Origin of the sequence: Pseudarthrobacter sp. LMD1-1-1.1, assembly GCF_040676255.1 — a bacterium.
GTDB lineage: Bacteria > Actinomycetota > Actinomycetes > Actinomycetales > Micrococcaceae > Arthrobacter.
Genome location: NZ_JBEGHP010000001.1, coordinates 589,160 through 612,511, shown reverse-complemented (window position 1 = coordinate 612,511; position 23,352 = coordinate 589,160). Strand labels below are relative to the sequence as shown.

28 protein-coding genes are annotated in these 23,352 nt (G+C 62.4%); 21 read left to right on the top strand and 7 right to left on the bottom strand.

Going from position 1 to position 23,352, the window contains the following annotated elements:
* Positions 1-72 precede the first annotated feature (72 nt).
* Complete coding sequence (rpsI, locus tag MRBLMD1_RS03050) at positions 73-576, bottom strand: 30S ribosomal protein S9 (protein ID WP_159631395.1); 504 nt, start codon at positions 574-576, stop codon at positions 73-75.
* 38 nt (positions 577-614) lie between these two features.
* Positions 615-1,058 (bottom strand): 50S ribosomal protein L13, encoded by a 444-nt coding sequence (gene rplM / locus MRBLMD1_RS03045; RefSeq protein ID WP_015937805.1) that lies wholly within the window; start codon positions 1,056-1,058, stop codon positions 615-617.
* Positions 1,059-1,352: 294 nt separating this feature from the next.
* Here rplM and MRBLMD1_RS03040 point away from each other — a divergent pair, with 294 nt between their 5' ends.
* From MRBLMD1_RS03040 to MRBLMD1_RS02945, 20 genes are all read left to right on the top strand, one after another.
* The gene (locus MRBLMD1_RS03040) at positions 1,353-2,018 is read left to right on the top strand and encodes a prepilin peptidase (RefSeq protein ID WP_364397367.1); all 666 of its coding nucleotides are present in this window, start codon (positions 1,353-1,355) and stop codon (positions 2,016-2,018) included.
* Positions 2,019-2,297: 279 nt separating this feature from the next.
* Positions 2,298-2,498 (top strand): Flp family type IVb pilin, encoded by a 201-nt coding sequence (locus MRBLMD1_RS03035; RefSeq protein WP_175316341.1) that lies wholly within the window; start codon positions 2,298-2,300, stop codon positions 2,496-2,498.
* Between the two features lie 28 nt (positions 2,499-2,526).
* Positions 2,527-2,727: a Flp family type IVb pilin gene (locus MRBLMD1_RS03030; RefSeq protein WP_364397364.1), complete on the top strand. Its 201-nt coding sequence runs from the start codon at positions 2,527-2,529 to the stop codon at positions 2,725-2,727.
* Positions 2,728-2,808: 81 nt separating this feature from the next.
* On the top strand, positions 2,809-3,207 hold the full coding sequence (locus MRBLMD1_RS03025) for a TadE/TadG family type IV pilus assembly protein (protein ID WP_364397361.1): 399 nt from the start codon (positions 2,809-2,811) through the stop codon (positions 3,205-3,207).
* Positions 3,195-4,163 (top strand): TadE/TadG family type IV pilus assembly protein, encoded by a 969-nt coding sequence (locus MRBLMD1_RS03020; protein ID WP_364397358.1) that lies wholly within the window; start codon positions 3,195-3,197, stop codon positions 4,161-4,163. The genes MRBLMD1_RS03025 and MRBLMD1_RS03020 overlap by 13 nt, the downstream gene beginning before the upstream one ends.
* Before the next feature lie 150 nt (positions 4,164-4,313).
* Positions 4,314-4,952: an RcpC/CpaB family pilus assembly protein gene (locus tag MRBLMD1_RS03015; protein ID WP_364397355.1), complete on the top strand. Its 639-nt coding sequence runs from the start codon at positions 4,314-4,316 to the stop codon at positions 4,950-4,952.
* The gene (locus MRBLMD1_RS03010) at positions 4,949-6,148 is read left to right on the top strand and encodes an AAA family ATPase (RefSeq protein WP_364397352.1); all 1,200 of its coding nucleotides are present in this window, start codon (positions 4,949-4,951) and stop codon (positions 6,146-6,148) included. The genes MRBLMD1_RS03015 and MRBLMD1_RS03010 overlap by 4 nt, the downstream gene beginning before the upstream one ends.
* Positions 6,145-7,590, top strand: a complete 1,446-nt coding sequence (locus tag MRBLMD1_RS03005) for a CpaF family protein (protein ID WP_414703659.1) — start codon at positions 6,145-6,147, stop codon at positions 7,588-7,590. The genes MRBLMD1_RS03010 and MRBLMD1_RS03005 overlap by 4 nt, the downstream gene beginning before the upstream one ends.
* Complete coding sequence (locus MRBLMD1_RS03000; RefSeq protein ID WP_364397349.1) at positions 7,591-8,544, top strand: type II secretion system F family protein; 954 nt, start codon at positions 7,591-7,593, stop codon at positions 8,542-8,544.
* Positions 8,545-8,553: 9 nt separating this feature from the next.
* Positions 8,554-9,426 (top strand): type II secretion system F family protein, encoded by an 873-nt coding sequence (locus tag MRBLMD1_RS02995; protein WP_414703658.1) that lies wholly within the window; start codon positions 8,554-8,556, stop codon positions 9,424-9,426.
* Positions 9,427-9,434: 8 nt separating this feature from the next.
* Positions 9,435-9,647 (top strand): Flp family type IVb pilin, encoded by a 213-nt coding sequence (locus MRBLMD1_RS02990; RefSeq protein WP_364397343.1) that lies wholly within the window; start codon positions 9,435-9,437, stop codon positions 9,645-9,647.
* Between the two features lie 267 nt (positions 9,648-9,914).
* Entirely contained in the window at positions 9,915-10,118 is a 204-nt protein-coding gene (locus tag MRBLMD1_RS02985) for a Flp family type IVb pilin (RefSeq protein ID WP_364397340.1), read from the top strand.
* Positions 10,119-10,205: 87 nt separating this feature from the next.
* Entirely contained in the window at positions 10,206-10,580 is a 375-nt protein-coding gene (locus MRBLMD1_RS02980; protein WP_364397337.1) for a TadE/TadG family type IV pilus assembly protein, read from the top strand.
* Positions 10,568-11,623, top strand: a complete 1,056-nt coding sequence (locus MRBLMD1_RS02975; protein WP_364397334.1) for a TadE/TadG family type IV pilus assembly protein — start codon at positions 10,568-10,570, stop codon at positions 11,621-11,623. The genes MRBLMD1_RS02980 and MRBLMD1_RS02975 overlap by 13 nt, the downstream gene beginning before the upstream one ends.
* Before the next feature lie 23 nt (positions 11,624-11,646).
* Positions 11,647-12,396 (top strand): Flp pilus assembly protein CpaB, encoded by a 750-nt coding sequence (gene cpaB, locus MRBLMD1_RS02970; RefSeq protein WP_364397332.1) that lies wholly within the window; start codon positions 11,647-11,649, stop codon positions 12,394-12,396.
* Positions 12,393-13,586, top strand: a complete 1,194-nt coding sequence (locus MRBLMD1_RS02965) for an AAA family ATPase (RefSeq protein WP_364397329.1) — start codon at positions 12,393-12,395, stop codon at positions 13,584-13,586. Before cpaB ends, MRBLMD1_RS02965 begins: the two co-directional genes overlap by 4 nt.
* On the top strand, positions 13,586-15,067 hold the full coding sequence (locus MRBLMD1_RS02960) for a CpaF family protein (RefSeq protein ID WP_364397326.1): 1,482 nt from the start codon (positions 13,586-13,588) through the stop codon (positions 15,065-15,067). The genes MRBLMD1_RS02965 and MRBLMD1_RS02960 overlap by 1 nt, the downstream gene beginning before the upstream one ends.
* A 10-nt stretch (positions 15,068-15,077) precedes the next feature.
* Positions 15,078-16,010 carry a type II secretion system F family protein gene (locus MRBLMD1_RS02955; RefSeq protein ID WP_364397323.1) on the top strand — a complete coding sequence of 311 codons (933 nt, stop codon included), beginning with the start codon at positions 15,078-15,080 and terminating at the stop codon, positions 16,008-16,010.
* A 7-nt stretch (positions 16,011-16,017) separates the two neighbouring features.
* The gene (locus MRBLMD1_RS02950) at positions 16,018-16,902 is read left to right on the top strand and encodes a type II secretion system F family protein (RefSeq protein WP_364397320.1); all 885 of its coding nucleotides are present in this window, start codon (positions 16,018-16,020) and stop codon (positions 16,900-16,902) included.
* A gap of 94 nt (positions 16,903-16,996) precedes the next feature.
* On the top strand, positions 16,997-17,479 hold the full coding sequence (locus MRBLMD1_RS02945; RefSeq protein ID WP_364397317.1) for an Hpt domain-containing protein: 483 nt from the start codon (positions 16,997-16,999) through the stop codon (positions 17,477-17,479).
* A gap of 3 nt (positions 17,480-17,482) precedes the next feature.
* On the opposite strand, the gene MRBLMD1_RS02940 is transcribed toward MRBLMD1_RS02945, so the two are convergent.
* Complete coding sequence (locus MRBLMD1_RS02940) at positions 17,483-18,259, bottom strand: response regulator transcription factor (protein ID WP_364397314.1); 777 nt, start codon at positions 18,257-18,259, stop codon at positions 17,483-17,485.
* Positions 18,260-18,510: 251 nt separating this feature from the next.
* Between MRBLMD1_RS02940 and MRBLMD1_RS02935 the strand changes: the two genes are divergently transcribed.
* Entirely contained in the window at positions 18,511-20,178 is a 1,668-nt protein-coding gene (locus tag MRBLMD1_RS02935; RefSeq protein ID WP_364397311.1) for a sensor histidine kinase, read from the top strand.
* A 21-nt stretch (positions 20,179-20,199) separates the two neighbouring features.
* Here MRBLMD1_RS02935 and MRBLMD1_RS02930 read toward each other — a convergent pair whose 3' ends face one another.
* The 4 genes from MRBLMD1_RS02930 to rpsK all read right to left on the bottom strand — a co-directional run bounded on the left by MRBLMD1_RS02930 (position 20,200) and on the right by rpsK (position 23,309).
* Positions 20,200-21,093 carry a tRNA pseudouridine synthase A gene (locus MRBLMD1_RS02930; protein ID WP_364397308.1) on the bottom strand — a complete coding sequence of 298 codons (894 nt, stop codon included), beginning with the start codon at positions 21,091-21,093 and terminating at the stop codon, positions 20,200-20,202.
* A 32-nt stretch (positions 21,094-21,125) separates the two neighbouring features.
* Positions 21,126-21,698 (bottom strand): 50S ribosomal protein L17, encoded by a 573-nt coding sequence (gene rplQ, locus MRBLMD1_RS02925; RefSeq protein WP_275179642.1) that lies wholly within the window; start codon positions 21,696-21,698, stop codon positions 21,126-21,128.
* A 68-nt stretch (positions 21,699-21,766) separates the two neighbouring features.
* Entirely contained in the window at positions 21,767-22,777 is a 1,011-nt protein-coding gene (locus tag MRBLMD1_RS02920) for a DNA-directed RNA polymerase subunit alpha (RefSeq protein WP_013601812.1), read from the bottom strand.
* A 130-nt stretch (positions 22,778-22,907) separates the two neighbouring features.
* Positions 22,908-23,309 (bottom strand): 30S ribosomal protein S11, encoded by a 402-nt coding sequence (gene rpsK / locus MRBLMD1_RS02915; RefSeq protein ID WP_009358720.1) that lies wholly within the window; start codon positions 23,307-23,309, stop codon positions 22,908-22,910.
* Positions 23,310-23,352: the final 43 nt, after the last annotated feature.

Here is a 23,352-nt window from a genome sequence, read left to right as displayed (position 1 = left end):
AATTGTTCATGTAACCAGTAACGCAAGAAGCCCGCCCCGCCAATGGCGAGACGGGCTTCTGTGCTAGCGGGTTTAGCGCTTGGAGTACTGCTGAGCCTTACGGGCCTTCTTGAGACCGGCCTTCTTACGCTCGATGACACGGGCGTCGCGGGACAGGTAACCGGCCTTCTTCAGCGTCGGGCGGTTGTTCTCAACATCGATCTCGTTCAGCGAACGGGCGATGCCGAGGCGCAGGGCACCGGCCTGGCCAGAGATGCCGCCGCCGTGGATGCGGGCGATGACGTCGTAGGCGCCTTCGAGATCAAGGATCTTGAAAGGCTCGTTGACGTCCTGCTGGTGCAGCTTGTTCGGGAAGTAGTTCGCCAGCTCGCGGCCGTTGATGGTCCACTTGCCGGAGCCGGGCACGACGCGGACGCGTGCAACGGCTTCCTTACGGCGGCCAACGGCTGCGCCGGCAACGGTCAGTGCCGGACGCTCCTTCTTGGGAGCAGCTTCAGCAGCTGAGCTCTCAGAGGTGTAGCTGGTCAGGTTTTCCTCGGCCTCTACGACCTCGGTGGTCTCTTCGTTCTGAGCCACGATTCTCCTTGTATAGATAAGTTGTTTGGTGGCCAGGACTACTGGGCGACCTGGGTGATTTCGAAAGTTTTGGGCTGCTGGGCAGCGTGCGGGTGCTCAGCACCGCGGTACACCTTCAGCTTGCCCAGCTGCTGGGCAGCGAGGGAGTTCTTGGGGAGCATGCCCTTGATGGCCTTCTCAACGGCGCGGACCGGGTTGGATTCCAGCAGTTCCGCGTAGTTGACGGAGGTCAGGCCGCCCGGGTAGCCGGAGTGGCGGTATGCGCGCTTCTGCTCCAGCTTGGCGCCGGTCAGGGCTACCTTTTCAGCGTTGATGATGATGACAAAGTCGCCCATGTCCATGTGGGATGCGAAAGTGGCCTTGTGCTTGCCGCGCAGCAGGATTGCGGTCTGGCTTGCAAGACGACCAAGGACAACGTCGGTGGCGTCAATGACGTGCCACTGGCGGTTGATATCGCCGGGCTTCGGGGTGTACGTACGCACGGTGTTTGCCTCGTTCTTGTTCTGGCGTTCTTGTTTAGGTGTCGCTAGCTCGCGCACCTACTGTCTGCGCGCTACCGGAACAGAGGTGAGGGCTCCATGTAACCAGTCATCCTGAAGTTCCGAATGTGCACGTTGAGTAGTTATCCTGCAACCGGATCCTCAAGCGGGCACGCACCATCGGAATAGGACACGCACAACGACTCCCAAGATTAGCGCGTCAGGTGGTTCGGGGTCAAAATGAGGTAGCCGGAGGCCGCTGGGGCCACGCCGGCCCAATCAACGCAGGGGGATGCAGTGCTGTCAGCGGCGAATGGGGATCCCACCAGCACACTGCTAGTCGTCGGCGCCGGGATTCTGGGAGGCATCCTCTCCCCCATCGCCGAACTCCTGATTGCGAAGCTTCTTCCGAGGCTCGGCGAGACGCCGGGACTGCAGGCAAGAATTACGACGGCGACGCTCACCGGCATCGCATGCGCGGCCTTTGCCGCGCATTTCGGCAACGCATTGACCCTTCCAGCCTTCCTTTTACTTTCCGTATTGGGCACCCAGCTGGCACGGATAGACATGGCGCTCCATTTGCTGCCAAATCCCCTCGTGTTAATACTGCTGGCCGGCGGTCTTTCACTGCTTTTATTGCCGGGACTATTTGGTAAGCAATCTGACGATCTGCTCCGCGCATCCCTGGGAGCGGTTATTTTGTTCGCTGCCTACCTGATTTTGGGACTCGTTTCCCCCGGCGGCATCGGGATGGGCGACGTGAAGCTCGCCGCGCCTGTCGGCCTTTACCTGGGGTACCTAGGTTGGAGCCAACTGCTCTACGGCGGCCTCATTGGCTTCGTCTTGAATGGCATCGTCACAGTGCTTGTGCTCAGTCGAAAAGGCCGGAATAAGGCCACCGAAGTACCCCACGGCCCCTCGATGCTCGGAGCTGTCGCCGCAGTCACGTTCTTCATCGGCTAGCAAACCCAGCCGATTATCCTGCCGCACGCCGGCCGCTTCATCAACAACAGCAAGTAACCAGCCTGATACATATGAACGGCGACTGAGTACTCGACCCCGTATTCGAGTACGTACTTTTGGTGTCTGCCCCAAAAGTCGAGTACCACTACGCATTGTTGCCCCATACCCCCCAGTGACAATCTCTTCTTAGCGAAGTCCAGCCGCTAAATATTTATGGGGGCAGCTGGAAATTCGTTGGAATAAAAAAGAACCAATTTCACCGAATTAAAGGAAAATACAATGACTTCTCTTATGGTCTCAATGACTGCGTTCATCGCCGGCGTCAAGGATCGCTTCTCTTCGGAAAAGGGTGCAACAGCTACCGAGTACTCGCTTCTTGTAGGGCTCATCGCACTGGTGATCGTCGCCGGCGTCACGCTCTTCGGTACCAACCTTCAGACCTTCTTCAGCAGCCTTGCTACGAAGGTTGGCGGCTGGTAACAGCCCCAAATTGAAGGGAACAAAAGCGATGCGCAATCTCAATGCATACGTCCGACAAGTGATAACCGCGTTTCGCGCTGTTGTCACCACGGAGAAGGGCGCGACGGCAACCGAATATTCGCTTTTGGTTGGCCTCATTGCTCTCGTCATCGTCGCTGGGGTAACGCTCTTTGGAACGAACCTTCAGACCTTCTTCAGCAGTCTCGCGACCACGGTCGGCGGTTGGTAGTTCGAGATGCACCCGGTGTGCCGCGCTCATCAGCGCGGCACACCACATCATTTTCACGCTGCAACCGTCCAGGGGGACACATTGAAACGCAGCCCAAGAAATCGCAAAGACGCAGAGCGCGGCGCCGTTGCCGTTGAGTTTGCGCTCGTGGCGCCAATTCTTGTCGCTTTGATTATTGCAATTGTCGAGTTCTCCAATGCATACAACGTTCAGGTCTCGGTCACCCAGGCGTCACGTGAGGCGGCCAGAACCATGGCAATCACGCACGACGCAGCGAAAGCAACTGCCGCTGGCAAGACTGGCGCACCATCGATCAATACAGCTTTGTTGAGTTTTGACTACTCTGCTGCTTCCTGCCCCACAGTAACCCCGACTCCGAGCGCGGAAGTGACCGTGACATATACGGGATCATCCCTCACCGGATTCTTCGGATCATCTCTCGTCCTTAAGGGCAAAGGAGCAATGCAATGCGGTGGGTAACTAAGCGTGTCGGCGATGACGAGTCCCGCGAACACGGCGCTGCCGGCGTAATGGTCGCCGTCATGATGCTGGTCCTCATCGGTGCCGGCGCCATGGCTGTTGATGTCGGACAGATCTATGCGGAACGCGCGCAGCTTCAAAACGGAGCTGACGCTGGCGCGCTTGCAGTGGCCAAGAGTTGTGATCCTGGCCCGTGCGTGGCTTCCCTGGCCGGTCCGTTGGCCAACGCGAATTCGAATGACGGCACCAGTGACGCTTCTGTAGATCTGAGCGTCGCCGGCCAGGTAACGGTCACTACATCGACGAGAAATGGCTCTAGTAGCTTCTTGACCAAGATGTTTGCCAGCGCCCTGAACGCCGGGCCGGTCACGGTTGGCGCCACCTCGACGGCCGCTTGGGGGTCGCCTGGATCGGGTCCAGCTACGTTGCCCATTACATTTGCGCCGTGCCAGTTTGACGTCGATGGAACCGTGCACACGATTTTGACTCACGGCAGTGAGAACTGTGTCAGCGACAGCCCGTCGGGGGCGACCATACCAGGCGGATTTGAGTGGTTGATGCCGGACCCGGGCAAGTGCCAGGCCACCGTGTATCCGGACGATCCGTCAACAGCAGGAGTCACCGACCCCTATGCCAAGACAAACACAGGGCTGAGTATTCCCTCGGAATGCAAGGCACTCATACCCACGTATCTGAACAAGGTGATCCTGTTTCCCGTCTTTACGCCTGCCACCGGCACCGGCGCGGGCGGTAAGTACTACATCAAGGGTTATGCCGCCTTTCTTCTCCTCGGATACAGCTTCCCCGGAGCCGAAGGCGGCGACCTTACAGGTCTTGGCGGCAGCAACCGCGGCGTCCGAGGCAAGTTCGTCGAATGGGTAGCCGACCCAACGCTGTACGGCGGCGGCGGCTACGACGGCGGCGGCGCCGATCTGCCGCCACATCTGGTCAAGTAGGAACCTAAGGGGAAAGTAATGAAAGCACGCCTACTGGGAGGCATTGCCGCACTGGTTGTAGCAGTCATTGGCACAGTCCTTCTCTTCAATTACGTCCAAGGCGCGGACCGACGCGCGTTAGCTAATACCGAAACAGAGGATGTTCTGATTGTGAAACAGAACATCCCGGCAGGAACGCCGGCCAGCCAACTCGCGCAGTACGTCACTACTAAGGCGGTGCCCCGCACCGCCGTCGCAGCGGATGGCGTTCATGACCTGGGCTCGTTGGGATCAACCGTTACTTCAGTGGCGTTGGTGCCCGGCGAGCAGCTCCTCAGCAGCCGCCTCGTTGACGCAAATGCTTACCTCGGCCCTTCACGAGTTGCTGTCCCTGCCGGGCTCCAGGAGATCACTCTTCGCCTAGGGATTGAGAGGGTAGTGGGCGGCAAAATCCAGGCCGGCGACACAGTAGGCGTCTTCATCTCCATGGCCGATCCTTCGGGCGGTGGCAACGGAACCCAGCTGACATTCCACAAGGTTCTCGTCACTGCCGTTCAGTTCAGCTCGGGGGCCGCCGCGCAGACGCAGGCGCAATCAACTCAGGGGAGCTCATCGGGTGCCCTCAACGCCGCCAGCGAGAACAAGCCGGCAACCAGCGACTCCTACCTGATCACATTTGCCAGGGACGCCGTTGACACCGAAAAGCTGGTCTATGCCGCTGAGTTTGGAAAGGTCTACCTCTCGAAGGAGCCGGCCAACGCCACCGAAGGCACCCAAGGTGTCGTCAACCAGACAAAGGTATTCAAATGAGCCGCTTCATCTTGATCTCGCCCTCCACCGACTACGAACGGAAAGTTCGGGCGTCTGTAGCGCCCCTCAGCGGTTCATTGCAGTTTTTCCAAGCCGCCTACCTCCCCGAGTCCCCTGACGACATCCTTCGGCAGCAGGCAGGCGAACCTCCTGAGGTGCTGATACTTGGTCCCGGCCTTCCGCAGGACGAGGCTCTCAAATTCGCTGCGGTGATGGACCTGCAATACCCAGAAATCAGCATAGTCCTGGCAGCGGAAGATGACGGCGAACTGGCATTGAACGCCATGCGTTCCGGCGTCCGCGACCTGATACCGCCGGCAGCCGACCTGGACCAGGTCCGAGCATTGGTGGAACGGGCCAGCCTTGCCGCCGCCGGACGGCGGCGCGGTTTGGCCCCCAACACGGCTGAGCGGCCTGCCGCTGAAGGAGGGCGGGTCATCGCCGTCATGTCCCCCAAAGGTGGAGTGGGAAAGACGACGGTGGCGAGCAACCTGGCAATCGGCCTTGGACAGGTTTCACCGATGAGCGTGGTGGTGGTCGACTTAGATCTCCAGTTCGGCGACATCGCAAGCGGCCTAATGCTTGAGCCTGAATTCACGATCACGGACGCTGTAGTGGGTGCCGCGAGCCAGGACGCAATGGTGCTAAAAACATATTTGTCTCTGCATCCCAGCAACATTTACGTCCTGTGTGCGCCCCGCAATCCCATCGATATGGACCGGATCTCCGGCGAAAACATCAGCCACCTGCTTTCCCAGCTGCGGGCTGAGTTCCAGTATGTGGTGGTCGATACCGCCCCCGGCCTGGGCGAGCACGTGCTGGCAACGCTGGAGCAGGCCACGGACGCTGTTTGGGTTTGCGGCATGGACGTCCCCAGTATTCGTGGATTGCGAACCGGATTCCAGATCCTCTCCGAACTCGACCTGCTCCCTGATAACCGGCACGTGGTCCTCAACATGGCTGATCGACGAACAGGCCTTACGGTCCAGGACGTGGAGGCCACCATTGGCGCTCCGGTTGACGTTGTCCTACCGAAGTCCCGCGCCGTGCCGTTCTCAACAAACAAGGGAGTCCCACTGCTTCAGGACGGAAGCCGGGATGGAGCGGCCAAGGGCTTGCGGAAGTTGGTCGAGCGTTTCAAACCAAATTGGGAAGCGCCGCGCAAGAAGGTCCACAGAAGGGCGGTAGTGCAGTGAGTCTCTCAAACCGTTTTGCAAAGATGCGCGGCGAGTCCGATCCAGGGGCTCCCGCAATTTTCCCACCTGCCGCATCTACTTTGGGCGCCATCCAGCAGGCCCAGGCAGCAGAGCAAGCCCAAGTCCCGGTGACAGTCGAAGTTACCGGCGGGATAGCAAGTGAGGCGCTTACAGGCCTTAAGGAGCGTGCCAGTCAGGCACTTTACGAGAGGCTTGGCTCCCGCATCACAGACTCATCCCTTGAGGAGGCCGAACTCCATCAGTTCGTGAAGGATGAACTGAAGGCAGTGGTTGATGAGGAACAGGTCCCCCTGTCGCAGGGTGAGCGGCAGCGACTCACGCGGGAAATCATTGACGATGTTCTGGGTCACGGGCCCTTGCAGCGGTATCTGGACGATCCGTCGGTCACAGAAATCATGGTCAACAGGGCTGACCAGATCTATGTGGAGCGAAACGGCCACCTGTTCCTCACTGACACTAAGTTCAGCAACGAGGAGGCGCTGCGGAGGGTCATCGAACGGATCGTCACGCGAATTGGTCGACGGATCGACGAATCCTCCCCCCTTGTGGATGCACGCCTGGCTGACGGTTCGCGCGTTAATGCCATCATCCCCCCGTTGGCAGTAAACGGAGCGTCTTTGACAATCCGTAAGTTTGGGCGGGAGGCGCTAACGGTACAAAAATTGATCGGATTCGGAAGCCTGTCGCCCGAAATGGCCGAACTGCTTCAGGCTTGCGTACTGGCCCGCATGAACATCATCGTTTCGGGCGGAACTGGCACCGGAAAGACGACAATGCTGAATGTCCTTTCGTCTTTCATCCCTGCCACAGACCGCATCGTGACGATTGAAGATGCCGTCGAACTGCAGCTCCAACAGGACCACGTGGTCAGGCTGGAGAGCCGCCCTGCGAATATTGAGGGCAAAGGCGAAGTTTCCATTCGTGACTTGGTCCGCAACTCCCTTCGTATGAGACCTGACCGCATCGTCGTCGGTGAGGTCCGTGGAGGCGAATCGCTCGACATGCTCCAGGCGATGAACACCGGCCACGACGGGTCAATCTCAACCGTCCATGCCAACTCACCTCGTGATGCAGTAGCCCGCCTGGAAACCCTCGTCCTGATGGCAGGAATGGATCTGCCGCTGAGGGCAATCCGGGAGCAAATCGCGTCAGCCGTCAACTTGATCGTGCATATCTCCCGGCTCCGCGACGGAACTCGCCGGGTCACGCACATTACTGAAGTGCAGGGTATGGAAGGAGACATTGTCACGCTTCAGGATGCTTTCGTCTTCGACTATTCCGCCGGCATTGACGCGAACGGAAGGTTCCTTGGAAAGCCCGTTCCGACCGGGGTCCGTCCGCGGTTCACGGACAGGTTCGAAGAACTGGGGATCAGGATTTCTCCCTCCGTATTCGGAGCCCAAGGGCCAAGGAGCCGATAGATGGAAACTCCAGAGACCCCGATCATGATCCTGGTAGCGGGGGTGCTAATGATCTTCACGTCGATCATCGTCACTTTCGTCGTCGTTCTGAAACCCGGACATGCAATCCCGCTCTCACGCCGCCGCCCGGATGTGCCCGCAAGCGCTTCCAGGCTGACGGTGCTGACCGATACTGCCGTTGGCGTCATTAATAAGCGCCTCAAGGGGAAGAACAACTTCCTAATTACTCGCGAGAAGCTGGAACGGGCGGGGCTGAAGGCCCAGCCTGCTGACTTCCTACTCATGATGGGTGCTGGCGCGCTGGCGGGTAGTGTCTTCGGATTCCTTCTCGGAGGACTCTTCTTCGCGATCATTCTGCTCGCAGTAGTTCCCGCCGGAATGCTCGTCTATCTTTCGGTCCTTACCTCCAGGCGCAAGAGCAAGTTCGACGAGCAACTGCCGGATACCTTGCAGATGCTGACGGGAAGCATGCGGGCCGGTCATTCCCTCCTGCGGGCTATCGACGCGTCCGCGCGTGAAAGTGACGCACCCATGTCGGAAGAACTGAGCAGGATCGTCAACGAAACCAGGATCGGTCGCGACTTGGGGGAATCGATGGCGGAAGTGTCTTCCCGCACAGGCAGCGAAGACTTTGGCTGGATCTCCCAAGCCATCGAGATCCACCGGGAAGTGGGCGGCGATTTGGCGGAAGTACTTGATCACGTCGGCGAAACCATCCGTGACCGTAACCAGATACGCCGTCAGGTAAAGGCCCTAAGCGCCGAAGGAAAAATGTCGGCTGCCGTTCTTATGGGACTGCCGGTGGTTTTGTTCTTCGCCCTGATCCTGATCAACGGACAATATGCGAAGACGTTCACGAGTACAGTTCCCGGTTTCCTGATGCTAGGCGCTGCGGCTGTAATGCTCACCGCCGGTGGCTTTTGGCTTAGCCGGCTGATTAAGCCGAAGTATTAGGAGAGCAACATGTCACCCATTGCACTCGGAGCCATACTTGCCATCGTTTTGCCCGTCACGTACCTAGTGTGGTCGGTAGCGGCTATAGATAGGGTCGCCCTTCGGAACATTCAGGCGAACCTGGGACAACGGGCCAGGAACGCAGCTCCGCAAAGCATGACCCTGGAATTCAGGGAAATGGCCCGCAAGGTAACGCCCGTTCGATATGTCGCCTGGCTTGACAAGCAGCTCGCCGCCCTGGGACGTCCCAAGGAGTGGCCGCTTGAGCGACTCCTCGTGGTAAAACCGCTGCTCGCTCTCGGAACCGGACTTCTGGCTCTGTTGTACTTCCTCGCCTCGCCGGAGCCGGCACGCTTCGCGGTCCTCATTGCCGCTCTTGCGTTTGGCTATTTTGCACCGGACCTGTTGATACGCAGTAATGCCGAGAAGCGGAGAGACCAGATTCGGCAGGAGCTGCCGAACACTCTGGACCAGATGTTGATCTCTGTCCAAGCGGGTCTTGGATTTGAAGCGGCCATGGCACGCACAGCGCAGAACGGAGGCGGCCCCCTGGCTGACGAAATGATGCGGACGCTGCAAGATATGCAGGTAGGGCGTTCCCGCAAGGAAGCCTATTTGGCCATGTCCGACCGTGTTGACGTTCCGGACCTGCGTTCATTCATACGTGCCATTGTGCAAGCGGATGCATACGGAATCGCGATCGCCAAGGTGCTGAAAGTCCAGGCCCACGAAATGCGGATGAAGCGCCGCCAGCGTGCCGAGGAACATGCCATGAAGATACCGGTGAAGATCCTCTTTCCATTGATTTTCTTCATCTTTCCGACCCTCTTCATCATCCTGCTGGGGCCGGCAGTCATGAACATCATCGCTGCATTCTCCTAGGAGGAGATATGAAGAACCTGGTCACAACCTTGTCCCTGGCCCGAAGCATCACACAGCGGCTTAGGAGTGAAGAAGACGGGGCCACCGCCACCGAATATGCGATCACAGTAGGTTTCATTGCCATCGTGATTGTGGCCGGTGTGGGCCTATTTGGAATCTCGCTCAACGGCTACTTTGGCAACCTCACCACCGGAATTAAGACCGCACTCGGCATCCCCTAGCAAGGTTCGCGCCTCCGGGCGCTACCCAAGGCGCCCAAAGACCGGACCCCCTCGGCACCCAGAACCGAGGGGGTCCTTTTGTGTGTCCAGCCCTGACAGAAATCCATCAGCAGCACAGGACAAACCCAGCAAAAGCGCAGGAAAAGTACACGGCGTAAAGGCTTTGCCAAGGATGCTGCAAGTTCCGGTCAAGACCGCCAAAGCCGTTGCTAACTTCGATCCAGTGCTGGTGCAGGGCCAGCCAATCCGTCTCGCTCAGGAGTCAAAATGCTTTCTCTCTACACCAACGTCATGATCCGTCTTCGCAGCGAAAAGGGCGCAACCGCCGTTGAATACGGCATCATGGTCGCCCTCATCGCAGTCGTCATCATCGTCGCCGTCAGCACCCTCGGCGGCCAGCTCAACACCCTCTTCAGCGGCGTCACCAAAGACATCGCGCACCCGACCTCGACCCCTATCCCCTCCCCGTAGCACCCCCGGGCAGCCGTTCCGGACCCCATATCGAAACGGCGGCATTCTGCCCAGCAGAACCAAGCGAACCAGAAGGAGGTGCAGCAGGTGAAACGTCATTCGGAGCGCGGCGCGGCCGCCGTCGAATTCGCGATCCTGCTGCCCCTCCTCTTGATGCTTGTGCTGGGAACCATCGAATTCGGCCGGGCCTACAACGCCCAGATCACCCTGACCAACGCAGCCCGCGACGGCGTGCGCGTCATGGCGATCAACAACGATCCAACCGCCGCGAAAACCGCAGCCAAGAACGCAGCGGCATCAGTAAGCAGCACCATCCCCACTTCCGATATCACTCTCAGCACCGCCACGTGCAGCACGGGGAACCAGGTAACGCTGACCATCAAGTACACGCTGTCCACTATCACCGGTATCGCCGGCCCATTCCCGATGACCGGCAAAGGAGTCATGCTGTGCGGCGGTTGAGCTGGAGTAATCGGGGCGCCACGCTGCACCGCGAGCGCGGCGCCATCAGCGTCATCGTCGCCATTCTCATGGTGGCTCTCCTAGGGTTCGTGGCAATCGCTGTGGACGTGGGTCTGATTTATTCCGAACGTGCGCAGCTCCAGAACGGGGCCGATGCTTCTGCAATCGCCTTGGCGCAAAAATGCGCAAGGAACAGTGCCGATACAACGATGTGTTCACCGACGTCGACGCTTGCCGCAAGCCTTGCAAACCAGAATGCCTTGGACGGCATGAGCAACGTGAACAACATCCAGCTGGACACAAAGGCCAGGACTGTTTCGGTCACCACAACTGCCAAGGAGAAGGGAGCGCCAGACAACTCGGTCTCCCTCTTCTTCGCCGGGGTGCTGGGCATTCCTTCGAAAGAGGTTGGCGCCAAAGCCTCGGCCGTATGGGGCAGCCCAAAGGCGGGTCGCACGGCATTTCCCTTGGCTTTCTCAATCTGCCAGGTCAAGGACAACATCGATGGCGCGCTGCAGCTTTTGCAGGACCACGGCCAGAATGCCAACGCCTCGTGCAATTACGGACCCTCCGGAGCGGCGGTGTCCGGCGGCTACGGGTGGCTGGTCCAAGACGCCGGAAAATGCGGCGGCACGATTGACCTGGCCGTGAGCGAGGGCGGCAGCGACCCGGGCAACAACGCTCCCGGCAACTGCGATGCCACCCTGAACGGCTGGGGAAAGGACATCGCGGCCGGCAAGAAGGTTATCGTGCTGCTCCCGGTCTTCGACAAAATCACCGGTACTGGCTCCGGGGCCGTATACAGCTTGGTTTCCTTTGCAGCCTTCGATGTCACGGGCTGGAAGTTCAGCGGCGGCACAGGCCTCCCTTATGAATTTCAAAGCACCAAGTCCACAACTACCGGAGTCACCACAGCTACCCAATGCACCGGAAACTGCCGCGGCATCATCGGCAAGTTCGTCACCTACGTCTCACTTGCCGACGGGTACACCCTTGGCCCCGTGGACCCTTACGGCGCCACAATCGTCCGCCCTACCCTCTAGCGCTACCCCCTTCAGGAGAAAAAGTGAAGTCTCGCATGCTCGCCGGCACGGCCGCAGTAGCCCTGGCGCTTGTGGGAGCCATCCTCATCATCTTCTACGCGAACGGCGCCGACGCACGGGCCATGGCCAGCACCAACCCCAAGAAAGTGCTGGTTGTCCAAAAAGCCATCCCCGCCGGAACTCCTGTGAATGATATGACGGCCTCGCTCGTCATTGAGGACGTCCCCGCGGCCGGTGTGGCTACCACCGCGCTCACGTCACTCGATGGCAAGGGCGGAATGGTTGCCTCCGTGGACCTGGTCCCGGGCGAACAGCTCCTGGCGGAACGCCTCGTAGCCCCCAAGGACGCCAAGAGCAGCAGTGCCGCCAAGGTACCCGCAGGGCTGCAGGAAGTGACCTTCGAGCTGGAACCGAAAATGGTGGTCGGCGGCCGTCTCGAGGCGGGCGATCACGTTGCGATCGGATTCAGCTTCCCGGCCGGTGCGGACAAGAGCAAGCCAGCCGAGCCCACCACCCAGCTCGCCCTCCGCAAAGTCCTGGTCACGGCCGTCCAGCGGGCCGCGCAACCAACTGCCAAGCCCACCGACGGAACCAACCCGCAGGACACCACTCTTCCCCAAGGCTCCTTCATCGTGACCGTGGCAGTGAGTGACGTGGACGCAAGCAAAATCATCTTTACCACCATCAACGGAAGCCTCTGGCTCACCAAGGAACCCCTCGACGCCCAGGACAACGGAGGCTTCATCGCCAGGAAGGACACGGTGTACAAATGAGCCGCTTCGTCCTTCTCTCCCCCAGCGCCGAGTTCGACCAAAAGCTGCGCGCCGCCGTCGCCCACGGCCTGCGCGGCACCGTCCAGACCATCGCGAGCGACATCCTTCCCGCAGGCCCGGCGGAACTGTTCGCCCTCCTCAACCAGGAGCAGCCGGAAGTCCTGATCATCGGCCCGGACGTCCCCTACGAGGAGGCGCTGCGGTTCGCCAAGGTCTTCGATGTCCAGCTCCCCGGCCTGAGCCTGGTCCTGGTCAGCGACGTGGACCCTGACTACCTCCTCTACGCCATGCGCGCCGGCATCCGCGACATCCTCAGCCCGCAGGCCGACGCCGCGGAAATCAGGGTGCTGCTGGAGCGCGCCTGCCAGTCCTTCGCCACGCGCCACCGCGGCCCGGAGACCCAGCAGGCAGAGAACGGCAGCGGCCTGGTCATCGGCGTCTTCTCCCCCAAGGGCGGCGTGGGCAAGACCACGCTGGCCACCAACATCGCCATCGGCCTGGGCCAGATCGCGCCCATGAGCGTGGTCATCGTGGACCTGGACCTGCAGTTCGGGGACGTCGCCTCCGGCCTCTACCTCAACCCACAGCACACCGTCACGGACGCCGTCACCCCCGCCGCCGCCCAGGACTCCCTGGTTTTGAAGGCCTTCCTCACGGTCCACCCGGCCGGCATCTACGCGCTCTGCGCCCCGCCCAACCCCGTGGATGCGGACCACATCACCCCGGAACAGATCGGCCACCTGCTGGAACAGCTGGCCCACGAGTTCCAGTACGTGGTCATCGACACCGCCCCCGGCATGCCGGAAATCGGCCTCGCCGCCATGGAACAGTGCACCGACGTGGTCTGGGTCAGCGCCATGGACATCCCCAGCCTGCGCGGCCTCCGCTCCGGCCTGGAAGTCCTCCGCCAGCTGGACATCATGCCCGAATCCCGCCACGTGGTCCTCAACATGGCCGACGCCAAATCCGGCCTGAACGTCCGCGACGTCGAGTCCACCATCGGCGCGCCCGTCGACGTCAGCGTCCCCCGCTCCCGCGCCGTGGCCCTGTCCACCAACCGCGGCATCCCCGTCCTCCAGGAATCCAAGAAGGACCCGGCCGTGAAGAGCCTCCGCCAGCTGGTGGAGCGCTTCAACCCGGCATGGCGCACGCAGGCCCAGCGGAAACTTCACCGAAGGGTGGTCATCTGATGAAACTCTCCGAACGCATCAACGCGGTGCAGTCACGCAACCAGGCGGCGGGCACCGCGCTGCTGGAGCCGCCCCTCCCCGCACCCGCGCCCTCGCCAGCCCCCGCGGACAGCATGGAACGGCACCCGGCGCACGCCGCCGTCGTGCATTCAACGTACGACGCCGGCACGCAGCAGGTGCCCACGGCACCCAGGGTGGACGTCTTCGCAGCCATGAAAGACAGGGCGGCCACCGCACTGTTCGAACGCATGGGGACGCGCTTCAACGACGCCGCCGTGAGTGAACAGGAACTGCGGAGCACCGCCAAGGAGGAACTCACCCGCATCGTGGACGCCGAGCTGGTTCCGCTGACGCCGGAAGAGCGCACCCGCCTGGTTCAGGACGTTGCCGATGACGTGCTGGGTTACGGGCCCCTCCAACGCCTCCTGGACGATCCCGCCGTCACCGAAATCATGGTCAACCGCATGGACCAGATATATGTGGAGCGCAAGGGAAAGCTCACGCTTAGCGAATCCCGGTTCAGCTCCGAGGAGCACCTGCGCAAGGTCATCGAACGCATCGTGTCCAAGGTGGGCCGCCGCATCGACGAATCCTCCCCCTTGGTGGACGCCCGTCTGGAGGACGGCTCCCGCGTGAACGCAGTCATTCCCCCGCTGGCCGTTGGCGGCTCCTCGCTGACCATCCGAAAATTCAGCAAGACCCCGCTGACCGTCCGCAACCTCATCGACTTCGGCACCCTGACGCCGGAAATGGCCGAGCTCCTGAACGCCTGCGTCAAAGCCAAGCTGAACATCATCGTCTCCGGCGGCACCGGTACGGGCAAGACCACCCTCCTTAACGTCCTGTCCTCCTTCCTGCCACATGATGAACGGATCGTCACCATCGAGGACGCCGTGGAACTGCAGATCCAGCAGGACCACGTGGTGCGGCTGGAAAGCCGGCCGCCCAACACCGAGGGCAAGGGCGAGGTGACTATCCGCGAGCTCCTCCGCAACTCCCTCCGCATGCGCCCGGACCGGATCGTGGTGGGTGAGGTCCGTGGCGGTGAATCGCTGGACATGCTCCAGGCCATGAACACCGGCCACGATGGCTCCCTCTCCACCGTGCACTCCAACTCGCCCCGTGACGCCGTGGCCCGCCTGGAAACCCTGGTACTCATGGCAGGCATGGACCTTCCACTGCGGGCCATTCGGGAACAGATTGCCTCCGCCGTGAACCTCATCGTCCAGATCTCCCGCCTCCGCGACGGCTCCCGCCGCATCACCCACGTCACGGAGGTCCAGGGCATGGAAGGCGACATCGTCACCCTCCAGGACGCCTTCGTGTTCGACTACTCGGCAGGTGTGGACGCACAGGGCCGGTTCCTGGGCAGGCCGGTGGCCACCGGCATCCGGCCCCGCTTTATTGACCGGTTCGAGGACCTGGGCATCCACGTGTCCCCCGCGGTGTTCGCCACCCCGCTGGGTCCAGGCGCGAAGTAGGGACGGGCCCATGATCATCGCCATTGGAAGCGTCATCCTCCTCGCTGCCATCTGCCTGCTGGGCGTGGCGGTGCTCCTGCCGAGCGCCCCCACGGTGCCGCTGGACCGCCGTCGTCCGTTTGAACCCGAGCCGCCGTCCTCGCTGACCCGCCTGGCACTCTCCGGCGTCAGGTCATTCGAACGCCTCCTCGCCGGCCGGAACGTCAAGCTGTTCTCCCGCGCGGAACTGGAAAACGCAGGCCTGCGGCTCAGCCAGGCCGAGTTCTTCCTGCTGGTGGGGATCGGCGCCTGCGTCGGCATGCTGGTGGGCCTGGTGACCGTCGGCCCTCTCATGGGACTGTTGCTCGCCCTGCTGGCACCCTTCGTGGGCAAACTGGTCCTCGGATTCCTGGCCGGCAAGCGCCGGACCGCCTTCGACAGCCAGCTGGGCGACACGCTGCAGCTGCTCTCCGGCGGCCTGCGCGCGGGCCACAGCATCCTGCGCGCCATCGACGCCGCCGCGAACGAGTCGCAGAAGCCGACGTCGGAGGAGATGCGGCGGGTGATCACCGAGACCAGCCTCGGCCGCGACCTGCTCGCCGCGCTCAACGACACCGCCGACAGGATGAAGAACGAGGACTTCGTGTGGATTTCGCAGGCCATCCAGATCAACCGGGAGGTGGGCGGCAACCTGGCGGAGGTGCTGGACCAGGTCAACGAGACCATCCGCGAGCGCGCGGAGATCAAGGGCCACATCAAGGCCCTGGCCGCGGAAGGCAAGTTCTCCGCCTACATCCTGATCGCCATGCCGTTCGGCATCGTGGCCATGTTGCTGGCAGTGAGCCCCAGCTACATGAACTCGATGTTCACCCATCCGCTGGGCTGGGTGATGATCGGTGCCTCATTTGTCCTGATGGCCATCGGCGCGCTGTGGATGCGCAAGATCATCGACCTGAAGTTCTGAGGACCCCATGAACCTCATCGTCCTGCTCTCAGTCCTGCTGGTCTGCCTCCCCCTGGGGGCCGTGGCCTGGTCCGTCCTCACCGTGGACAAGCAGGGCCGCGTGGCGGTTACCGACCTGCTTTCCCGCGGTGCCCCGCCGGCCGCAGTTGCACCCGCCTCCAAGCGGGGACTGCTCGAAGCCCTGGGGCGGCGCCTCACTCCCCCGGCCTACGTCGCGTTCCTGGACCGCCTGCTGTCCCTCGCCGGGCGCCCGGCCTCCATGCCACTGGGAAAGGTGCTGGGGTCCAAACTGGGGCTCGGCGTGGCAGGTGCGGCGGCTGGCCTCTACCTGACCTCCATCGGCAGCTCGCCGATTATGAAGCTTGCCGGGATCTTCGTCCTGTTCCTTGGCTACTTCATCCCGGACCTGCTCCTCTACAGCAAGGGGCAGGAGCGGCAGAAGGCCATGCAGCTTGAACTGGCCAACACGCTTGACCAGATGCTGATCTCCGTGGAAGCAGGGCTTGGCTTCGAAGGCGCCATGGCCCGGGCCGGTGAGAACGGCAAGGGCCCGCTGGCCGAGGAACTGGTCCGCACCCTGCAGGACATGCAGGTGGGACGCAGCCGCCGCGAGTCCTACATCGCGCTGGCGGAACGGACCAGCATCCCGGAACTGCGCAGCTTCGTGCAGGCCGTGGTCCAGGCCGATACCTACGGCATCGCCATCAGCCGGGTCCTTCGCGTCCAGGCCAAGGTGATGCGGGTAAAGCGCCGCCAGCGGGCGGAGGAAAAGGCCATGAAACTGCCGGTCATGATCCTTTTCCCGCTGCTGTTCTTCATCTTTCCGGTCCTCTTCATCGCCATCCTGGGACCCGCCGTAATCAATACGGTGATGACATTCAGCGCACAATAAACGATACGCAGGGCGACGGCAAGGTTGCCTCAAGGTTTACACAGAATGATAAGAAATTGGACCCCGAGCGATTTCCAGGAAGTAGCCTTGAACAATGCAGAGTCAGGATCCCGGTTCCAGCGGAAAGAGCCCCGCTGTGGACTCCCCGCCGGCCGGGGTCTCGTTGCCTGCAGCCCCCGGCCCGGCCGCAGGCGCGGCCCTCTCACTGGAAGCGGCTGCGCTCTTGCCGCTCATTGACGCAGCCGTGCTGGAGGAGCTCGAGGACGAGCTGGCCGGATCCGGACTGGCCCAACGCTTTGCCCGTGACTACGCCGCCATGTGGGACCTGCGCCTGGCCCGGCTGGGAACAGCCGTGGACAGCCAGGACGAGGCCTCGGCCCTGGATGCCGTCATCAGCCTGAAGATCAGCTCCGCCATGGTGGGCGGACTCCGGTTGGCCAGGCTCGCCGAACTCCTCGAAGGCCTGATCCGGCAGGGCGACTTCGTCCGGGGCCAGGCCATGATGGCCGGCGTGGCCCAGGACGGGGCACGGACGGTGTCCGAGCTGCAATCGACCTACATCCTGGAAAAGGGCTGACGCCTAGGCGTCATCGGGGCGGCGGGGCGCCAACCGGTACCCCACCCCGCGGACCGTCTGCAGCCAGCGAGGTGACAGCTGGTCCTCCTTGAGCTTGCGCCGCAGGTTTCCCACGTGGACCTCAACGGCCCGCTCGTCGGCCTCGCTGATGTACGTGTCCCGTTCATAGAAATCGCCCCGCACAGCCCTCACCAGGTCAGCCCTGGTGCAAACGGCGCCGCCGCCCTTGAGCAGCACATGCAGCAGGTCGAATTCACTGCGGGTCAGTCCCAGCGGCTCACCCTTGACCTCCACGGTGCGTGTCCGGTGGTTCAGCAGGAGACCGTTGTGCCGCAACACGCCGGACTCGCCGTGCATGTCAGGAACCGGCGCCTGTCCCAAGCGGGCCGCCGCGTCCCCGGTTATCTCATGCCGGGGCCTGCGCATCATTGCCGCCACCCGAGCCCGGAGTTCCCTTGGCCTGAATGGCTTGGCGATGTAATCGTCCGCGCCTGTGTTCAGCGCCGAGAGCAGGTCCGGTTCCTCCGTCCGTCCGGTCAGCATCACTACATAGGCATTACTGAAATTCCGGATTCGCCGTAAAACCTCGAACCCGTCAATGTCCGGCAGGCCGATATCGAGCGTTACAACGTTGGCCTGCTTGCTGCGGACCACCTCAACCCCGGCCCGCCCATCAACAGCTGTATGCACTTCGAAGCCCGCTTGGGTCAGTACGCCTTCAAGGAGGTTGCGTACATCCGCGTCATCTTCGATTACTACAGCTACACCAAGATCGTCCATTGCTATCCCTGCGCCAGGCGGAGATGGCCCCCCATTGGCCCAGCGCCAATGCCATTCCCGCTCCAACCATTTATACGCTACTAGTAAGCCCCGATGATCACAGCTGTATTCGTCCGGAAAATTGAAAAGTCAATTATTATGACAAGACATGTGCACTATGGATGGGAAAGGGTAAGTACCGGGGTAAGGAAAGCAATTCAAAGACCCGGCAGGGCCTGTAATCTAGTTGCGAAAGGGTACGAGTCAGAAACATGGCTGAGCCATTGTTCCACCGGGGGCCTGGCCGGTTCTTCGGCGGGCTGGGGCCCCGCGCCCAGGTGGCGTTGTGCCAGCTCCCCCTCACCCTTGTAGTGCTGGTCCTGGCGGTGATCACACCGTTCGCGTGGCCCTCCCTTTTGCACAGCCCGTTATTCGGCGCAGGGCTGGCACTCCATGGCATCCTGTTCCTTGCCTGCTTCCTGGTGCCCTGGGAGCGATTGCCGCACAGGCCGTACCTGGTGATCCCTGTGCTGGACTTTGCGGCGATCGCGTTCCTGCGCAATGGCGCCGCACCGCTCCTCCCGGGCCTGGCCGTCCTGGTGGTCTTTCCGGTCATCTGGCTCTCCGCGTCCGGAGTGCTGGCACGGAGCAGCCTGGTGCTCAGCTTCCTGGGACCGTTCTTCATCATGGCTCCCTCGGCCGTGGACCACTTGCCCGCTGTCACGGCATCGGACCTCACCACGGTGGTTCTTTTCCCCGTGATGATGCTTGCTGTTTCGCTGGCCATCCGCTTCGCGAGCGTCAACCTGCGGCTGCAGCAGCGTGAACTGGCGGAGAAGGACCGGGAACTCCGGGACCTGCTGGCGGCAAGCCGGGAACGGGAAAAGCTGCTCGAAACCGTCCTGGACGCCACCGACGTCGGTATTGCCGCCGTCGACCGTTCCGGCCACTTCCTGGTGTCCAACAGCCGCCAGCGCAGCTTCCGCCGCGCCACAGGCGCTGACGAGGCCTTCCCCGGCCAGGGGCACCAGCTCATCTTCGGCCAGGACCGCCGCACCCTGCTCCCCCCGGACCGCAGGCCCATCAGCCGGGCCATGGCGGGGGAATCCTTCGCCGACTACCTGGTGTGGGCCGGTGAGGGGCCGGAGCAGCGCGCCGTCTCCACGGCGGCACGTCCGCTTGTCAGCGAGGATGGCCGGCTCACCGGGGCGGTGGTGGTTTACACCGATGTGACCGGCTGGGTGGAGTCCGTGGCCGCGAACCAGGAACTGGTCTCCAACGTCTCGCACGAGTTCAAGAACCCGCTGAACTCGATCATTGGCAACGTGGACCTTGTCCTGGATGAGGCAGACCTGCTGCCGCCGCACGTGGCCAAGCGACTCGTGGTGGTCCAGCGGAACGCGGAGCGGTTGATGGACCTGGTGGCCGACCTGACGGCTTCCGCCTCCACCACCTTGAATGTCCACCCCAAACGGACCGACCTGGCCAGCCTGGTGGAGACCAGCCTCAGTTCGGCCCAGGCCTCGGCACAGCGGTCCCACGTGGAGATCGCCGCCGATGTCCCCTCTCCCCTCTGGGCCTACGCCGACCCGCTCAGGATCGGGCAGGTCCTGGACAACCTGGTCTCCAACGCCATCAAGTACTCCCCCGGCGGCGGCAGGATCAGCATCAGCGCCACAGCGGACAGGCAGTGGGTTAGGCTGAGCGTCACGGACACCGGGATGGGCATGTCGCACGAAGACGCGGCAAAGGTCTTCACCCGCTTCTTCCGGACGCAAGCGGCCCAGCAGGCGGCCATTCCCGGGGCGGGGCTGGGCCTGTCCATCACGCGGATGATCGTGGAGCGGCACGGCGGCAGCATCATGTGCGAGAGCGGCGAGGGCCAGGGCAGCACTTTCACGGTGACGCTGCCGGCGGAGGGCCCGCCTCCGGCGTTTTAGGAGATCAGGGCGCGGCCCGGGTCAGTGCTCGCGCACGGCCCTGGTCTGTTCGGCGCGGGCCAGCAGCTCGCTGTCCGAGGGATATGCCACTTCCTCCAGCACCAGGGGATGCGGGGCCGCAAGGACAGACTTGGCATCCCGCTTTTGCAGCAGCAGCCGTTCGTACAGCCAGCCGGGTTCCTCCACGCCCTCCCCCACGTACAGGGCCGAGCCAATCAGCGCGCGCACCATGTTGTGGCAGAAGGCGTCGGCCTGGACGGTTGCCACGATGACGCCGTCCTCGCCGCGCCGGAACTCGAAGCGCTGCAGCTCGCGGATGGTGGTGGCCCCTTCGCGGGGCTTGCAGAAGGAAAGGAAGTTCTGCAGGCCCAGCAGCCGGGCGGCGCCCTCGTTGAGCAGGTCCACGTCCAGCGGGTTTTTGTGCCACAGGGTGAAGTACCGCTCCAGGGGATCCCAGAGGGCAGGCCCGTCCGCGATCCGGTAGCTGTACCGCCGCCACAGCGCCGAGAAGCGTGCGTCAAAGCCGGCGGGTGCCGGCGAGATGTCGTGGACCTCCACCGCGCCGTGCAGGTCGCCGAGGGCGCGGTTCAGGGCACCGCGGAGGCGCCGCAGCATGGCGACGGCGGGATCGAGTTCGTGCCCGCGCGGCAGTCCCAGCCACTCGGCTTCGGTGAGGTCCAGATGGACCACCTGGCCGCGGGCGTGCACGCCGGCGTCGGTGCGCCCCGCGACGGTGACCCGTACCTGGCGCCGGACCAGGAGCTCGATTGCTTCCTCCAGCACACCCTGGACGGTCCGCCGCCCCGGCTGGAGCGCCCAACCGCTGAACGGGCCGCCGTCGTACGAAAGGTCAAGCCGGATACGCAAAAACCCGCCGCCCCCTGAAACGGGGGCCGCGGGTTTTTGGTGGTTCACAGACCTAAGTCTATGCGAAGAGAATCAGCGAATTACTTCGCGTCCTTCTCCTCGGCTGCGGGAGCCTCGGCAGCTTCCTCAGCGGCCGGAGCCTCTTCGGTTGCAGCTTCTTCAGCAGCAGGTGCCTCTTCGGTTGCAGCAGCTTCCTCAGCGGCCGGAGCCTCTTCAGCGGGAGCTTCCTCGGCAGCCGGAGCAGCCTTGGCAGCAGCCTGGGTAGCCTCGGCTACGACGGCCTGCTTGGCGGAAACCGGCTCGAGGACCAGTTCGATGACAGCCATGGGAGCGTTGTCGCCCTTGCGGTTGCCGATCTTGGTGATGCGGGTGTAGCCGCCGTCGCGGTTCTCCACAGCCTGCGCAATGTCGGTGAACAGCTCGTGGACGACGCCCTTGTTGCTGATCAGGCCGAGGACGCGGCGGCGGGAAGCCAGGTCGCCACGCTTGGCGAAGGTCACCAGGCGCTCTGCGTACGGCTTCAGGCGCTTGGCCTTGGTCACCGTGGTGGTGATCCGCTTGTGCTCGAACAGGGATGAGGCCAGGTTCGCGAGCATCAGACGCTCGTGAGCCGGGCCGCCGCCGAGGCGCGGACCCTTAGTGGGGGTAGGCATAATTGTTTCTCCTCATGTGGAAGCCGTGGGCGGCACACCATGGTGCTGCCCGCCGGCCAAGGTCTGGTTTAGAGTTCGTCGTCGCCGAACGCGGCGTCGTCCTCTTCGATTGCTGCGGCGCGTGCTGCGAGGTCAAAACCGGGAGGCGAGTCCTTGAGGGACAGGCCCAGTTCAACCAGCTTTGCCTTGACCTCGTCAATGGACTTTGCACCGAAGTTGCGGATGTCCATCAGGTCAGCCTCGGAGCGGGCAACGAGTTCACCCACGGTGTGGATGCCCTCACGCTTGAGGCAGTTGTAGGAACGGACGGTGAGGTCCAGATCCTCGATCGGCAGTGCCATGTCGGCTGCCAGGGCAGCGTCGGTGGGCGACGGGCCGATCTCGATACCTTCAGCTGCGGTGTTCAGCTCACGGGCCAGACCGAACAGTTCCACCAGGGTGGTGCCTGCGGAAGCAACGGCATCGCGCGGGGCGATGGCCTGCTTGGTCTCGACGTCGACAATCAGCTTGTCGAAGTCGGTGCGCTGCTCAACACGGGTTGCTTCCACGCGGAAAGTAACCTTCAGCACCGGCGAGTAGATGGAGTCAACCGGGATACGGCCGATCTCTGCGTCGCCGGACTTGTTCTGAGCTGCCGAAACGTAGCCGCGGCCGCGCTCGATGGTCAGTTCAAGTTCGAACTTGCCCTTCGAGTTCAGCGTGGCAATGTGCAGATCCGGGTTGTGGAATTCGACGCCGGCCGGCGGAGCGATGTCCGCGGCGGTGACGACTCCGGGGCCCTGCTTGCGCAGGTAAGCCACGACGGGCTCGTCGTGCTCGGAGGAAACCGACAGGCTCTTGATGTTAAGGATGATCTCGGTGACATCTTCCTTGACACCCGGAACCGTGGTGAACTCGTGCAGCACACCATCGATCCGGATGCTGGTTACGGCAGCACCGGGGATGGAGGAGAGCAGGGTACGGCGGAGGGAGTTTCCGAGGGTGTAGCCGAAGCCCGGTTCCAGCGGTTCAATGATGAAACGCGAACGGTTTTCGGAGACTACCTCTTCGGAGAGGGTGGGGCGCTGTGCAATGAGCACTTAGGTTTCCTTTCGGCGAGCATCCGCTATATGACGCAACACAGGTGGTGGAAATTCGGTCTGAAGACTTAACGCGCTGGGCTTGCCCGGACCATCACTGGTCCGGGCAAGCTCCTGCTGCGGAAAAGAATTAGACGCGGCGGCGCTTCGGCGGGCGGCAGCCGTTGTGCGCTGCGGGGGTGACGTCCTGGATGGAGCCAACCTCGAGGCCTGCGGCCTGCAGCGAACGGATGGCGGTTTCGCGTCCGGAACCCGGTCCCTTGACGAAAACGTCTACCTTGCGCATGCCGTGCTCCTGCGCACGCTTGGCAGCGGCTTCGGCGGCCATCTGCGCAGCGAACGGGGTGGACTTGCGCGAGCCCTTGAAGCCAACCTCACCGGAGGAAGCCCAGGAAATAACAGCGCCGGTCGGGTCCGTGATGGAAACGATGGTGTTGTTAAAGGTGCTCTTGATGTGCGCCTGGCCAAGCGCGATATTCTTCTTGTCCTTCTTACGCGGCTTGCGAACCGCGCCACGAGTCTTCGGGGGCATTTTTTCTCCTACAGAAAGTTATTGGGGAAAGTCCGTAAATCCC